The organism is Streptomyces guryensis, assembly GCF_021261325.1.
GTDB lineage: Bacteria > Actinomycetota > Actinomycetes > Streptomycetales > Streptomycetaceae > Streptomyces > Streptomyces guryensis.
In genome coordinates this window covers 31,936-45,561 of record NZ_JAJSBI010000031.1, presented here as the reverse complement: position 1 = coordinate 45,561, position 13,626 = coordinate 31,936, and the positions used below count along the sequence as shown (strand labels likewise).

The 13,626-nt window shown below is 70.5% G+C and carries 15 protein-coding genes; all 15 read right to left on the bottom strand.

All coding sequences use genetic code 11. The features are described from left to right. Positions 1-38: 38 nt before the first annotated feature. The 15 genes from LJ657_RS40210 to LJ657_RS40140 all read right to left on the bottom strand — a co-directional run bounded on the left by LJ657_RS40210 (position 39) and on the right by LJ657_RS40140 (position 13,146). Positions 39-467, bottom strand: a complete 429-nt coding sequence (locus LJ657_RS40210; protein WP_232654639.1) for a DUF6197 family protein — start codon at positions 465-467, stop codon at positions 39-41. A 61-nt stretch (positions 468-528) separates the two neighbouring features. After that, the gene (locus tag LJ657_RS40205) at positions 529-1,179 is read right to left on the bottom strand and encodes a hypothetical protein (protein ID WP_232654638.1); all 651 of its coding nucleotides are present in this window, start codon (positions 1,177-1,179) and stop codon (positions 529-531) included. A gap of 72 nt (positions 1,180-1,251) precedes the next feature. Beyond that, the gene (locus tag LJ657_RS40200; protein WP_232654637.1) at positions 1,252-1,464 is read right to left on the bottom strand and encodes a hypothetical protein; all 213 of its coding nucleotides are present in this window, start codon (positions 1,462-1,464) and stop codon (positions 1,252-1,254) included. Then, positions 1,461-2,948, bottom strand: a complete 1,488-nt coding sequence (locus LJ657_RS40195) for a DUF3560 domain-containing protein (RefSeq protein WP_232654636.1) — start codon at positions 2,946-2,948, stop codon at positions 1,461-1,463. The genes LJ657_RS40200 and LJ657_RS40195 overlap by 4 nt, the downstream gene beginning before the upstream one ends. 346 nt (positions 2,949-3,294) lie before the next feature. Beyond that, complete coding sequence (locus LJ657_RS40190) at positions 3,295-3,714, bottom strand: DUF6409 family protein (protein WP_232654635.1); 420 nt, start codon at positions 3,712-3,714, stop codon at positions 3,295-3,297. 119 nt (positions 3,715-3,833) lie between these two features. Further along, positions 3,834-4,724, bottom strand: a complete 891-nt coding sequence (locus LJ657_RS40185; RefSeq protein ID WP_232654634.1) for a hypothetical protein — start codon at positions 4,722-4,724, stop codon at positions 3,834-3,836. Between the two features lie 121 nt (positions 4,725-4,845). Continuing rightward, positions 4,846-5,205 carry a hypothetical protein gene (locus tag LJ657_RS40180; protein ID WP_232654633.1) on the bottom strand — a complete coding sequence of 120 codons (360 nt, stop codon included), beginning with the start codon at positions 5,203-5,205 and terminating at the stop codon, positions 4,846-4,848. A gap of 62 nt (positions 5,206-5,267) precedes the next feature. Further along, positions 5,268-5,900 (bottom strand): hypothetical protein, encoded by a 633-nt coding sequence (locus tag LJ657_RS40175; protein ID WP_232654632.1) that lies wholly within the window; start codon positions 5,898-5,900, stop codon positions 5,268-5,270. A gap of 549 nt (positions 5,901-6,449) precedes the next feature. Beyond that, a complete protein-coding gene (locus LJ657_RS40170) occupies positions 6,450-7,556 on the bottom strand; it encodes a hypothetical protein (RefSeq protein WP_232654631.1) in 1,107 nt (368 codons plus the stop codon). 343 nt (positions 7,557-7,899) lie between these two features. Then, entirely contained in the window at positions 7,900-9,117 is a 1,218-nt protein-coding gene (locus LJ657_RS40165; RefSeq protein WP_232654630.1) for a hypothetical protein, read from the bottom strand. Positions 9,118-9,253: 136 nt separating this feature from the next. Continuing rightward, positions 9,254-9,676: a hypothetical protein gene (locus LJ657_RS40160; RefSeq protein ID WP_232654629.1), complete on the bottom strand. Its 423-nt coding sequence runs from the start codon at positions 9,674-9,676 to the stop codon at positions 9,254-9,256. A gap of 68 nt (positions 9,677-9,744) precedes the next feature. Continuing rightward, positions 9,745-11,517, bottom strand: coding sequence for a ParB/RepB/Spo0J family partition protein (locus tag LJ657_RS40155; RefSeq protein WP_232654628.1), 1,773 nt, complete (start codon positions 11,515-11,517; stop codon positions 9,745-9,747). Positions 11,518-11,610: 93 nt separating this feature from the next. After that, positions 11,611-12,075, bottom strand: coding sequence for a DUF6197 family protein (locus LJ657_RS40150; RefSeq protein WP_232654627.1), 465 nt, complete (start codon positions 12,073-12,075; stop codon positions 11,611-11,613). A gap of 29 nt (positions 12,076-12,104) precedes the next feature. Continuing rightward, a complete protein-coding gene (locus tag LJ657_RS40145) occupies positions 12,105-12,347 on the bottom strand; it encodes a hypothetical protein (protein ID WP_232654626.1) in 243 nt (80 codons plus the stop codon). Positions 12,348-12,414: 67 nt separating this feature from the next. Beyond that, complete coding sequence (locus tag LJ657_RS40140) at positions 12,415-13,146, bottom strand: DUF2786 domain-containing protein (RefSeq protein WP_232654695.1); 732 nt, start codon at positions 13,144-13,146, stop codon at positions 12,415-12,417. Between the last annotated feature and the right edge of the window lie 480 nt (positions 13,147-13,626).

Sequence of the window (13,626 nt, the reverse complement as noted above, 5' to 3'; positions counted from 1 at the left end):
GGCCTTCGATGACTCGGGATGCTGGCGGGCGTCGGGTGTCAGAACAGGGCGTGTTCGGCGCGCACGGCGGCGGTGCGGAACGCGTGGGCGGCGTCGGCGGCGGTGCGGCCGGGCTCGGCGCTCCACCGGTCGATGGCCTCGCGGTGCAGGGCTTTGGCGGCGGCGGGGTCGTCGGCGTCGACGGGGTGACCGGTGAGGGTTTCCGCGAGGATGCCGAACGCCTGGTCGCGGGCGCGGTCGATGCGGTCCCAGTCGTACGTCCGGCCGGCGGCTCCCCGCCCGTGGCCGGCTGCGACTTCGAGGGCGCCGCGCGGCCAGCACGGCAACGTGGCCGTACGGCCGGGACCGGCGAACAGACGGGGGCCCTGGTGGATGCCGACGTGTTCGATGTGAAGCGCGGCCCATCGCAGGATCGCGGCGGGGGTGTCCGCGATGACGATGCTTTCGGGGGTGTGGCGGGTCGGCACGGTGATGTCCTTCGGGGAAGCGGGGGGCGGCGGCGCGCTGCCGCCGCCCCCGGTGGGACTGCTAGTGGTAGGCGGTGATCAACCGGCGGACCTTGTCCTCTCCGATGCACCCGCCCTTGTGACGGCGCGCGCTCGGCGGCTCTCCGTTGCGACCGCGCAGGTGGCTCCAGAACTTCGGGCCTTCCCACGGGCACAATTCACAGCTGAGGAACCAGTGGTTATCGCTGCCGGGAAACCCGGTGAGGACTGCCCGCCAGTGGTGGGCCCGGAGTCCCGCAAACGCGATCTGCGCGCCCTCGATGTTGCGATCGTTGACCGGCATCCGCGGGTGCAGGAGAGGCACCGGCCCGCACAACGGCGTGGGGGCCTCGGCGAGCACCTGGTCCAGGGGGACGGCGCCGATCCGACCAGCGGCGTACTGCTGCGCGAGATGGGCGGCGGCCATGTCGGTGCCGGGTGTCCCCTTCGGCGGGCGACGGAGGTTGTGTTCGCCCGCGGTGGTGAGGACGAACCAGTCCCGGTGCCACCTGTAGGCGCGGCCGATGACCTGGTCTTCGCCAACGATCACGGGGTATCGGCACTGGATGTCGGGGGCGCCGACGCGGTACGTCGGGACGGTCGTGCTGCCCTCGGTCGCGGGGACGATGAGCCTGCCCGCTTCGGTGTCGGGGACGGTGACGGTCGCGGGTCGTTCGAGGAGTTGCGTGGTCATGGTGGTGCCCTGTTCTGGTGAGAGAGGGGCCCGCCCCGGCGCGCTCGGCCGCCGGGGCGGGCGGGGGCCTGATTACGCGGCCTCGGCGGGGGCCTGAGGGGCGGCGCTCCATTCACGGCGCGGGGTGATGCCCAGGTCCGAAAGGACCGGGTCGAGACTCCCGTTGTCGGGCACCCATTCCCAGTCGGCACCTTCGACGCCGGGCCGGTCGGTCCAGGTGAGCATGTAGGAGCGACCGGAGGTGCGGGGGTCACCGCACACGGCCTGTGCCTCGCGACGGGTCATCGCCCACAAGGCGCGCTTGCGGGAGCGGCGGGAGTTCTTCGAGGCGATGAGCGCGATGAGCACCAGCGCCATGTCCTCCTGCCTGTTCTCCACCGCGGCGGGGGCCGAGCGGGGGTCGGCTTCCCTTCGGGAGCGTGGTGGCAGTGAGCGCACCGGCGTACTTCCGCGTGCCACTGGCTGGAGTGGCACATGGGGCACGTCTCGGCCACCGGTGCCAGCTCCTCGACCGGCGGGGCCTGCTCGGCCTGCTCCTGGTGTTCGGCGGCCTCCGGGGCGGGTGCGGGCCCGGCCTCAAAGTTCTGCGGCTTGGCGTACCCGCACACGGTGCACATGCCGCGCGCCGTGCTGAACCGCTTCTCGCCCTTCGCCACGCGCTTGCAGTGCGGGCACACGGTCCGCTCTGCCTCGGGCTCGGGCTCCGTCGCTTCAAGGCGCGCGATGTCGGCGCCGCTGGCCCATCCGCGCACCACGTCATACGGAAGGGTCTGGGTGTCGCAGGTGCACCGCTTCCCGCCCTTACACGGCGACGGGTGCCCGTAGTACACCGTTCCGGCCGTGCACTCGCGGTCTCTGGACCGCATCACCGCCATACCGGTACGGGTCACCAGGTGTGGCACGGTCACGCTCTTCTTGTTCACCCGCAGCACCTCGCGCCAGGTGCCGCCCGCGTTCACGAAATCGCCCTTCGTGAAGTCGTCGGGCCCCCACACCTTGAAGCCCCGGGCCTCAGCCCCAGCGATCACCGCTTCCTCAAACGCGATCTTCTCCAGGACCACGTCCCGCTCAGTGGCCAGCGTTGCCAGACCCTCCGGCGTGGTCGAGCGGGGGAAGCCGCACGCGGACTCTCCGCGCTGCCACTTCTCGATGTCGCGCAGCTCCTTACGCAGCTTCTCCAGGCGCCGCAAAGTCCGGTTGGGGTCCCGGCGGAACGCCTCGAAGTGCTCGGCTGCCGCCGCACGGTCAGCCCAGTAGGAAGCCTTCCGGCTCTCCTCGATACCGCGCCGCATGTGGTTGTCCATGCGCTCGATGTCGCGGCGGTGCCTGCGCTCCGAGTGGTGACCGACCTTGATCGGCTCGCCGGTCATGTGTTCCGAGATGGCGTCAGCGGACCGGTGCGCGGCCTCGGCCCGGGAGGCGGCGTTCCCGGCGTAGCCGTCGTAGCGCTCGGCGCGGGCCCCGGCGCGCTCGATCCGCTCGGCCTCCGCTTCGGCGTAGCTGCGCCGCTTGTGGTCGTCGATGCTGACGACGACTGTGTACCCGGCCTTTTCGAGGTAGCCGCGCACCTTGTTGACCGTCCACCGGTCGGCCGCGTGATCCCGGGAGTGGCGCAGGTACCAGCACTGAAGGTCATACCCCCAGCGGAAGGCCAGGCCGCCTCGGCGCCCGTACTCCTTGCGCATGAGGATCTTCCCGGCCTCGTCGCCCTTCTCGGTCCCCTCGACCAGGGTTCCTTCTCGGCGGGTGTGGGTGATCTTGATAGTCACTGAACTTTTCTTTTCTGGTGAGAGTTTGTGGTCCGGCCTCAGGGCGGACCTTGCGTTGAAAGCGGTCCGCACCACGGGCGCGGGCCGTGAGGGACGATCGGCTCGCGGGCCGTCGCGCCCTGCGCGATGGCAGGGGCTGCCGCGCCCCCGCGGGGCGCGTCCGCTGCGGTCCGGTGCCCGTCGTCGGTCGGCGGAGCCGCCGGCGGCGGAGTCGGCCGGCGGCGGAGTCGGCCGGCGGCGGTGAACGCACCGGACCTGTCCTGCCGCCCCAAAGGGGTGTCCGCTGGGGTGCTGGGGGCCTGCCGGTCCGGAGGTGTTGCCCTCCCCCGGACCAGCGGGGCCGTGGTCAGCTGCGGTGGAGCGTGTGGCGGGCGGCCGGGTCGGCGTCGGCCAGTCCGGCCCGTTCGCGCCATGCCTGGCGTACGGCGGCGCGGAGCGCGTCCCCGTCGTCGTAGGCGAACCGGCCCCGGCGCAGGCTGCGGACGATGTCGCGGAACGTGTCCTGGTTCATCGTGGTCAGCGTGGCGTCCACAGGCGTCAGCTCGTGCGGGAACATCGCCTGGACGCTGTCGCCGGGCTGCGGGGCACCAAGGGTGAAGAACCAGACCACGGACATGGTGGCGTCCGTGAACTCCGGTCCGCCAAATGGGCCGACGACGATGGCGGGGCGGGTGTCGAGCTGGTGGCCCCGGAACCAGGGTCCGCCGATCACGAGCGTTGCGGTGGGGAAGTCCTGGACGGTGGGCTTCTGGTCGGTTGTGAGCATGTCGTGTCCTGTCTGGTGAGAGGTTCCGCCGGGGCCGGTTGGCCCCGGCGGGGGTGTCGGTCGGGGGGTTGCCCTCCCCCTTCCGATACCATTAATTAAACCATGTTCTTGAGTCTGGGTCAACCAGCCACGGCAAGTTCGCGGCGGTGCTCGGCGGCCATCGTGACGGCGCGGGCGATGGCGCGGCCGGTCCCGATGGCCCGGACGGCGGACTCGTGAATCGGGGGCTTCTTGTCCTGGGTGATGATGCCCGCGAGCGGCGGCATGACGGCGAGGCCGGGAGTAATGTTCAGGATGAGCGCGGCGACGTGGGCGGCTGAGGCGACTTCGGCGGCGTGCTGGCCGGGAAGGGGGGCGTCCGCCTCGGTGATGCGTCGCCACGCGTGGCCGTACAGCAGGATGCGGACGGCGTTGTCGGGGGCTTCCTGGGTGAAGTCGAACCCTCCGGCCTGCTCGGGGTCCTCCTGGTACTGGTCGCGGTACTGGTTCACCAGGACATCGCGGATGACCTCGGCGGCGAGCGGGGCGGCGGCGGGCGGCTCGTAGGCGTCGCCGTCGGTCTGGCTGATGTCGAAAACCGGCCCGGCCTTGAAGCCGGACACCTTGCGCGTCTCACCCCCGGCGGTCTCGCCGGTGGCCTCGCGCTGCCCGCCGTCGGCGGCTGCGGCCGTGGCCTCCTGGCCCTCCTCGGGCCGCCGCTTGATCGGCGTCCAGATGCGGAGGGATGTGGAGCCCTTGACCGGGAAGCGTCCGGTCTTTCGCCAGTCTCCGGAGCTGAGTACGTGGGTGGCGTTGGGGTGTTGGGCGGCGATGGCGATGCAGTTGGTGGGGCTGCGGTCGTCGCGGTCCGGGTGGGTCAGGTTCGCGGCCGTGCGCATGACGGTGGCCCAGAAGTCTTCACTGGCGACCATCGCGCCGTACGCGCGATCCATGACGGCTTCGAGTTCACCGCGCATCTTGGCGGAGTAGGCCCGGCGCCCTTCGTCGGTCATCTTCGGCTTACGGGGCATGTCGCGGTCCTCCTGGTGAGAGATCGTCCGGGGCCGGCTGGCCCCACGGTGTCGATTGGGGGGTCGCCCTCCCCCTTCCGGCACCATTAATTAAACCATGTTCTAGGGTGATCGGCAACCCTTAAATCCAGTACAACCCTGCTTCGTTGCTCACGGCCCGGTATGCGGCTATGACCTCATCCTCTATCTGCGTCCAGGGTTCGAGGATATCGGGGGCGGTCTTGTTGTCGCTGGCCGCGCGCTTGGCCCTGCGCCACTCAATGGCGATTTTGAGTGTGCGGAGTTGGGAACGGGTCAGTTCCCATCGGCCGGAGTCCGGGAGTTGATCGCCGTAGGCCATCGCCACGGCGTTGTTGATGTGCTCGGTACCGGACCACACATTCTGTGTGGCCTGGAGCGCGAGAGCGCGTTTGAGGGTGCACCGGAGGTGCGGGGCCTGCACGATCCATTGCGGCTCGATCGTGAATACATCGGCGCTCATCCTGGGGCCTTTCTAGGGGGGGGCGGCGCGCTGGGGTAGCGCGCCGCCGTGACGCGTGGGAATTAGAGGGCGTATCCGTCGACGTATTCGCCGCGCTCTCCCTCGGGGGTCTGAACATGGGGAAGGAATCGGCTCACCGCGAATACGACGGCGTCAGCGATGATCCGGGGTACGTCGTTGAGTACAAGACTCACCGTGTCGCCGTCGAGTCCGATACGGACTTCGCCCGGTTCAAGATCCATGTAGACAAAGGCGGTTGTGCCGTCGATTCGGGTTCGCGCTCCGGGAAGTCGGGCGGAGAGATCGCGTGCGGCTTCATCAACACCCCGGCGCATTGCGGCCTGTGCGCGGTTGTGCTCCTTCACCCGCTCGTGAACCTCGCGGTGCACGGGGATGAGATCGGCGGCGATCCGGGCCGCAATGTCCGCCGGGTCCTCGCTCATGGCAACTCGGACCGTGTCACGCTCGCCCCTGCGGAACGGATAGTCGGTAGTGGGGAACGCGCCCCGGATGTGCAGATGTCCGGGGTCATCGAACCGCTCGGAGAGGTGGAGCTGTCGGCCGTCCAGGTGGGTGAACGTGGCGGCGTGGTCCAGCTCCTGGACGCCGTGGCGCGCGGGCTGCGGTCGCCAGTTTCCGCCGAGTTCGAGGGCGATCGGGTGGGACAGTTCCGCGACGGTGAGAGGCGTGTTCATCGTCCATCTCCTAGTGAGAGAGGTTGTCGGAGGCCGGTCGGCCTACCGGGTGCCGGTCGGGGGTTGCCCTCCCCTTCCGACATCACTAATTAAACCATGTTCTCAGGGTTGGGTCAACCCGGATACACGCTCTGACCTGCTCTTTTCCCGCCGCATCGACCCGCACCCGCCCGGCCGGGCCCGGCCACAACGGGCCTGGGCGGGGTTCCCTCCTCGGTCGGACAGCTCCGCCGTATCAGGGTTCCGGGCGCGGTGTCCTGGCTCGCGCAGCGACCGCGTAGCGGCTTGGCCTGGACGCCGTGTCCGGGTTCCTGATACGCCCCCGGGTGTCCGGCCGAGGAGGGAACCCCGCCTTCACCACCCGCACCACGACGGCGCGGCACCCGACCGACCATCCCCCTCCCCCTCCGAGGAGGACCCGCCGGAGGCTGCCTTTCGCTCTGGCCGGCACCCAACGATTCTGTTCGCCGGAGTCGCTGTTGGTCGGACGCGGCGCCTGTGCGGCAGGGGTCCGCGGGTGGTGCGGAGGGCTCCTCGGATGCATCACCGTCACCACAAGGCGGGTTGCACGGCGGTGTGCCGGTGCAGGGGCAGGATGATCCGGACGGGCGGGTTCGCGGGGGCGCCTGCTGCGGGGCACGGTGTGTCCGCGCCGGGGCAGTAGCCGCCCTCGTCCTCCCACCGGTCGACGGCGTCGCGCTCGGCGCGGGCCTGCTGCTCGGTGAGGGTGACCGGCCGGTACAACTTCCGCGCGCTGGAATCGAGCGGCGGGAGCACGCGGGCGGCGGCCTTCTGGTCGTCGCGGCGCTTGTGGCGTCGCCGGACCCGGGCGAACCGTGCCTCGTAGGCGGCCTTGTCGCTGCCGTGGAGCCCGGCGGGATGGAGCCGGGCTAGTTCAAGGGCGACTTGGCCGATCGGGCTGGGCGTCAGTAGGCGGGTGCCGTCGTCCTGACGGACGGCGACGAGGAACCGCGCGGCGAACAGTGCCTGGGTTCGCTCGCGACTGATCCGCCGGCCACCGTTCCACACGCCTTGCCGCGCTGCCTGCCGGGCCCGCCCGTCTCGCCAGTACAGGCGCCCGGACGCGGCGGCCTCCAGCACACGGACGTGTCCTACCGTCCAACCGAGTTCGGCAACGTGCCCTTCGGCGAGATAGCGGTTCCTCGCCGCCCGGTCCCGGTTGTCCGCGTCCATGCCGGTGACCGCGCGCTCCTCGGCCTCCTGCTCGGCTTCTTCCCGGCGGCGTTCGGGCTCCCGCTCGGCGTACTCGGCCGCCGTCAACTTCCGCTCCAGCTCGGCCCGCAGGTCGGCGGCCGTCGTCTCGACTCCGGCGGCCGACTGCGCCCGAACAGCGTGGTCGACGGCCGCACGGGCGCAGTACAAGGGGGCACTGCTCGGCACGGTGGGGTCGTCGGCGTATTGCTCGGCGCGGTCGGCGTGACCCTCGGCTTCGACGGCTTCCTTGTGGGCCGCGTGCATGGCCGCCTCCAGGCGGGCGGTGGCGCCGGATCGGCTGCGGCAGACGGCAGTCATGGCGTCGTCGGCTGCGGTGACGGCGAGGATCGCGGCCTGCCTGGCGACCTGGAGACAGATCTGCGGAGACGGGTCTCCCGCGGGGGCAACCTGATGTTGGACGGCAGACGCGTTCTTGGGCATGGGGGTGTTCCTCAGGATCTCGGCGGTGCGGTCGGCGGCGTGCCGTTCCGACGTCGGCGAGGTGCCGCTCGTGGTCGCGCGGAGCGCGATGGACAGGGCCGTTGTGCCCGCAGGGCGCGCCCGTCAGCCCGGCGTCCGGACGGGGCGGGAGGGCCGCCTGCAGTCCGGACGTTCCGGCCGGCTGCGAGCCGGGCCAGGCTGAGCCGTCCCGGAGGGACGCCCTTCGTACGGGGGCCGGCGAGCGGGGCCAGCCGCCGACATGGGCGGCGCGGTCGGCGGGTGGGCGAAGCGTGGTGTGGGCGGCTCGATGCCGCCCACACCACGGCCGCCCGGCCGGGACCGGCTACGCGGCGACCGGTTCGCGTGCGGCGACGCGGCACCGGGTGAGCACGGTCTGCGCGGTCTCGCCGTAGATGCTGTGGTCCTTGACCGTGCCGGTCAGCTCGACCTCGTCGCCCTGGTCGGGGACATCGGCGGCGGAGCTGAACCAGACGAACACGTTGCCGCTCAGGTCCTGGAACTTCACCAGTCGGCGTCGCTGGGTGTGGTAGCCGTACGTCCGGCCTTCGAGCTCGATCACGGTGGTGACGGTGGCGTTGGTGGTGATGCGCTCGCCCAGGGTGCCCTGCGGCTTGCTGTTCTGGGCGGCGCGCTCGGTGGCTTCCTTCTCCTGGACGCGGTACCAACCCGCGATGGCGGACACCAGCGTCGGCAGGTGACGGGGGTCGACGGTCTCGCCCTTCGCCAGCTGGCCGACCTTGTGGTGGTAGTCGGAGAGGCTGCCGTATCCCTGCACGGCCCATGCCCTGACGGCGGCGGCGGTGGTCGGCGCGTCGGGGTCGGCGTCGATGGCGGCCCGCCACTCCATCGGGGCCTTGCGGTCGAAGAAGTACGCTTCGACGCCGTCGGCGGTCGGCATTTTGTTCTTCCACTGCTCGGACCGGCTGTAGAAGCGGCCCTCCGTCTTGACGATGGCGGCGGTCACCCGCAGGACCTCGATCACCGGGACGCGGAGATCGGCCGGGATGCCGCCCTCTTCGCCGTCCCAATCGGAGTCCTTCAGCGTGCCGAACCGCCACAGGGCCTCAAGCCCCTTGATCGGCAGACCGGTGTACGGCTCCACGCACGTGGTGCCCAACTGCCGCATCTCGCCGTTCTCGTGGCGGGCAAGGTAGGTGGCAGTGCGGTGGCGGGCGACGGCGCACCCGTGGCAGAAGTTCTCGATGGCGCGGTACTGGCGGGCTGCCTCGGCGTCCTGCTCGGGCAGACCGGGGAACAGGCTGGTGATCGTCTCGCCCTCCTCGTCGTGGTCCAGGCGGGCGATAACGGTCCAGCCATGGTGACGGGGGATGTCACCGGAGATCGTCACGGTGACGGTGGGGCGCTGGCCGATCAGGCGGCCGTCGATGTCGTGATAGTCGGCAAGGAACGGCTTGGAGATGTCGAGCGCGTACGCGGTGAGCTGGTGGACGGCGGCGCGGGCGTTGGTGGCCTCGACAAGCTGACGGACGCGGGACTGGGCCGTGGCGGGGATGGAAAACCGCATGGCTGCGCTGGTCATCGTGGGTGCTCCTGCTGGTGAGAGAGGAATCGAGGGCCCGGCCGGGCGGGTTGCCCTCCGCGTGCGGCCGGGGTCGGGGCCGACTTGCGGCCCGTGGTGTCGGAGGAGGGTTGCCCTCCCCCTCCGATACCATTAATTAAACCATGTTTTGCGGTGCGGGGCAAGCATCCCATCCGGGGATGTCGAGTGCGGCGCGGTCGCGCAGGAACGCGGCGAACAGGGCGGCGGTGTAGCTATCGGCGGTGCCGTACGTTCGGCGGCAGTCCAGCGCGCCTATGCGCTCGCCCCTGTGGCGGACGGGGAACGGCTGGCCAGGGGCCGGGATGGCGAGCGCGTACAGTCCGCGCGAGGTGTCCACGCGCAGGACTACGGCGGCGGCCTGGTGGTCGTAGGCGGCAGACCAGCGGCGGGGCCCGATGCCGAACTCCGCGAGTCCGCCCGCGATGGCGCGAGCCTGCATGATGTCGGCGGTGGTGCCGGGGTCGGGCTCGGCGGGTGCGGGAACGCATCCGCAACCGTGGTCGTCGGCGTGGGTCTCGAACAGAGCTGTACGGGTCACTGCGGGGCTCCTGGGGCGGCCGGGGGGCGGGAGGGTTCCCGCCCCCCGGCGTCGGACGGCTGAGGCGGTTAGGCGGCGGCTTCGTCGTCGCTGGCCGGGTCGTCGGTCTCCTCGGCCTCCGGCTCGCCCGTCTCCTCGTCGGTGCCGGGCTCCTGCTCGGTCTCCGGTTCGCTGCCGGACGTGATCGCGCGGGGCTTCCTCTTCGACGGGTCGTACGGCTCGTCGTCCACGACCGACTGCTCAATGGGCGTGAGCGGGTACCCGAGGGACGCGAGCACCTGGAACCACCGGCCGGTGGGCGTCCGCGTCCACGGGGCGCGCTGACTGTCCGTCCTCCACGCTGACCGGTTCGCGCACTTCTCCCGGACGGCGGCGATGGCGGCGAACTGGAGCTGCGGGGCCCTGCGGGGGTCCTTGGCGACGTGTCCGGCGAAGCTGCCCCGGTCCTTGGCCTGTTCGGTGTTCAGGCCCAGGAAGGCGGCCAGGATCTCGGTCGTCGGCTCCTTGTTCAGATCGTCACAGATTCCCCAACTGCCGTTCAGCAGAGCGTTGTTCACGTGACCGATCAGGGTGTTGGTCGTGGTCTTCGGGAGGTTGCGCCGCTTGATCAGGTCGGTGATCCACTTCCGGCGCAGGGCCTCGGCCGCGTCCCAGTCGATGTTCCCCTTCTTGACGGCCGCGCGGGCGGCGCGCTCGGCCTCCACCTGGGCGGCGGACTTCGTGCCGCCGGTGCCGCCGCTGCCCTCGGGCACCGTGTGCCCATACAGGCCGGGGGCGGAGCAGTAGGGCTCGTACCGGTCTGCCCGCCGCTCGTCGAACACCCACACCAGACCCTTGCACTCGGCGTGCTCCTCGGTGCTGATGCCGCGCAGTCGCCACACGGGCATGGCTCGCTCGGACAGCTCCTCAGCGTCCCGGATCTTCTGCCCGGCCGTCTCCAGCTCGGCGCGGTGAGCCTCGGCCTTGGTCCGCTTGTCACGCTTGGTCCGCTCGATCGCGATGGCCCAGTCCACGTCTCCGGCGTCGGCGGCGTCCTCGGCGGCGGCCTCGCTGATCGCGGCGAGCGCTTCGGGGTCGTCCGCGAACTCCGAGAGCGCGGCCAGGTGCTCAAAGGTCCACTCGTAGCTGCTCGCACCGCTGACGGCGGCCGACAGCTTCTCGTCGGACCGGACCTTGACCAGGGTCCTGACATCCTTCTGCCGCACGCCTGCGGCCTTGGCGATGCGGCCGACCTGCGCGCCCGCCTCGGCGGCGCTGAACATGGCCTGATTCATCTCGGACGCCGTGAGGCTCTTGCGGTGCTGGGCGGTCGTGATCATGTCCAGGAACTGGCCCGCCGCGTCGCGGTCGTCGTCCTCCCACTCGTACGGCAGGTGGGTAAGACCCGCGTCCTTCGCTGCGTGGTAGCGACGGTTCCCGTCGTTGACCTGAAGTACTCCGCCGTCGAGCCGCTGGATCTTGACGGGGATGCGGCACCCCTCGGCGCGGAGCGATTCCACGAACGGCGCGCCGAGGTCAAGGTCTTCACGGGCGTTCTTCGGGTGCGGGGTGAGCGCGTCAATCCGGATCACGGGGCGGGGCGTGACCGGAACGGTCTCCAGCCCTGCGGCGACGGCGGCGGCCAGCCGCTGGAACCCGTCAATGACCTGCGGCACGTCGCCGTGGGTCCGCACGACGTACAGCGGCTCCACGACGCCGTTGTCCTTCACGTCGGCCAGCAGATCGGCAGGGGCCTCGATCTCGCGGACGTTGCCGGGGTGCGCGGCGAGTTCGGCGACCGTGAGGGTCGGCCACGGGGCAGGGACGGTCTGGACGCCGGCCTGGGTCTTGGTGTTCGTCATCGGTCTTTCTCTTCCTGGTGAGAGTTCGTCGGGCCGTTCGGCCCGGTGACGGTGTCGGTCGGGGGGTTGCCCTCCCCCTTCCGATACCATTAATTAAACCATGTTCTTGAGGGTGTGGCAACCAGGGATGCTGTGATCGCCGTCACTCGGGTGCAGGGCTGCGGCGGCGCGGATCATCGCAACGGCCTCGGCGGTGGTCCGCTCGGGCTCGTCCCCCCAGCACCACAGGAGGGTGCGCCGGTAGGCGTCCTCCGTGAGCTTCAGCTTGCGCCACCGGACGCCGGACACTGGACGGGCGTTGATGTGGTTGCTGAGCACCACAAGGGAGTCGAATAGGGCGCGCTGGAAGATGTCCCACGGTTCACCACGTACGGACCAACGGGGCCGGACAGAGCGCACGCCGCGCTCCCACGCGTGCAGCACGGTGCACGGGGCGGTGTCGCCCATCCGGCCGGGCTGCCAGAGGTGGTCACCCTGGTAGAGCCCGACTCGTTCGATGTGGTCGGCGGCGGCCGTGAGGATGCGGGCGGGGGTGGCGTGCGGCTTCCGGGACGGCATCGTTTCCTCCTGGCGGTGGTTGGTGACGGTCAAGCGCTGCTGCGCTGGGCGGACTCAGCCGTGATGGTGCACTCGACGCAGTGACACGGCGTCCGCCACTGCCACCCGGACCCGCAGATGATCGAGTAAGCAAGGGCGGCAGCTTCGCTGATCCGGCCGGTGCCAGGCTCCTTCGGGGTCGCGGCGGCCCACTCCTGGGGGAAGCTGTAGACCTGGAAGTAGTGGCGGCCGTTCTCGTCAGCTTTGTGGAATCGGGCCCATTCCATGTACATGCGGGGCTCCTCGGTGGGTGAGACGGTGGCCGGGGGCGACAGACAGCCGCCCCCGGCCCTGACGGGGCTACGCGGCTATGGACCCGGCCGTGGTGCGGCCGATCCGCTTACCGCCGATGTCGGCGCGGCTTCCCGCCCTCCATCCGGCCCCGTACCCGTTGCCGGTCACGGTCGTGGTGCCGCCCTTCCGCGAACGCGGGTACGCCTGCTTGTAGTTGCGCGAGACGACGGCCTTGCGATCCGCGAGCACGAGGGCCGCGCTGCGGCCGGTCGCGCTGGTCTCCTCCCTGGCCTCCTCGCGTGCGCCGCGCTCGGCCTCCTCGATGCGGTCGCCCACCCGGTGGATGAAACCGAGGAGCCACGACCGCCGCCAGGCACGCGCACCCTGGCCCGGCGGGACCGACTGAGCGGCAAGTCCGCTGTTCATCTGGAGCAGAAGAGAGGTGTAGAGGAGTTCAACGCGCTGAAGGTCGCTCGCGTACCCGAAGATGTGCACCTGGCGGGCGGGGCCGCTGCCATCCCGGCCAAGGTGGATCAGCTCACAGCCCAGCGCGACCGCGATGCGGTGGATGAGGCGGACCCGCTCCATCGCCCACGGGTTGTCCAGAACGATCTTGCGGTCCGTCGGGGCGTCGCTGGCCGGGTTGGCGTCGTTGAGCATCGCCTGTTCGACGCCATACTTCGCCATCATCTCGAACGCCCGCTTCCGGGCAAGCTCCGCCTCGGACTCCGGCGTACGGGGGTCCTCCGCCTTAGCGAGCAGAGCGCGGATGGTTTCGAGCTTCGCGGGGGCCTTCATGGTGCTCACGTTCATTCTCCTGGTGAGAGAGGTTGTCGGCGGCCGGTCGGCCTACCGGGTGCCGGTCGGGGGTTACCCTCCCCTTCCGACACCACTAATTAAACCACATTATTCGGATTGAGGCAACCCGGATACGTCCTCTGGCCTGCGGTTTTCCCGCGCCACCTGCCCGCACGGCTCGGCCACAACGGGCCTGGGGCGGCGTTCCCTCCTCGGTCGGACGGCACTGCCCGGCGTGCCGTGGTGCAGGGGTGCGGAGTGGAGCGCCCGGAAGCCGGGACTTTCTGAGGCACGAGGAAAGTCCCGGACCCGGACGAACGACTTCGCACCCCTGCGGCGCGGTGCGCGAAGCTGGGGCGGCCGATCGAGGAGGGAACCCCGCCCTCTCTCCGCAACCACGACGGCGCGGCAGCCGAACGACCAGCCCCCTCCCCCTCCGAGTAGGACCCGCCGGAGGCATGCCTTTTCTACAGCCGGCAC

Bases quoted from the DNA above. Each gene is read 5' to 3' on its own strand.
- LJ657_RS40180 (WP_232654633.1), bottom strand. From the start codon at position 5,205: ATGAGCGCCGATGTATTCACGATCGAGCCGCAATGGATCGTGCAGGCC.
- LJ657_RS40185 (WP_232654634.1), bottom strand. From the start codon at position 4,724: ATGCCCCGTAAGCCGAAGATGACCGACGAAGGGCGCCGGGCCTACTCC.
- LJ657_RS40155 (WP_232654628.1), bottom strand. From the start codon at position 11,517: ATGACGAACACCAAGACCCAGGCCGGCGTCCAGACCGTCCCTGCCCCG.
- LJ657_RS40175 (WP_232654632.1), bottom strand. From the start codon at position 5,900: ATGAACACGCCTCTCACCGTCGCGGAACTGTCCCACCCGATCGCCCTC.
- LJ657_RS40170 (WP_232654631.1), bottom strand. From the start codon at position 7,556: ATGCCCAAGAACGCGTCTGCCGTCCAACATCAGGTTGCCCCCGCGGGA.
- LJ657_RS40145 (WP_232654626.1), bottom strand. From the start codon at position 12,347: ATGTACATGGAATGGGCCCGATTCCACAAAGCTGACGAGAACGGCCGC.
- LJ657_RS40190 (WP_232654635.1), bottom strand. From the start codon at position 3,714: ATGCTCACAACCGACCAGAAGCCCACCGTCCAGGACTTCCCCACCGCA.
- LJ657_RS40205 (WP_232654638.1), bottom strand. From the start codon at position 1,179: ATGACCACGCAACTCCTCGAACGACCCGCGACCGTCACCGTCCCCGAC.
- LJ657_RS40165 (WP_232654630.1), bottom strand. From the start codon at position 9,117: ATGACCAGCGCAGCCATGCGGTTTTCCATCCCCGCCACGGCCCAGTCC.
- LJ657_RS40200 (WP_232654637.1), bottom strand. From the start codon at position 1,464: ATGACCCGTCGCGAGGCACAGGCCGTGTGCGGTGACCCCCGCACCTCC.
- LJ657_RS40140 (WP_232654695.1), bottom strand. From the start codon at position 13,146: ATGAAGGCCCCCGCGAAGCTCGAAACCATCCGCGCTCTGCTCGCTAAG.
- LJ657_RS40150 (WP_232654627.1), bottom strand. From the start codon at position 12,075: ATGCCGTCCCGGAAGCCGCACGCCACCCCCGCCCGCATCCTCACGGCC.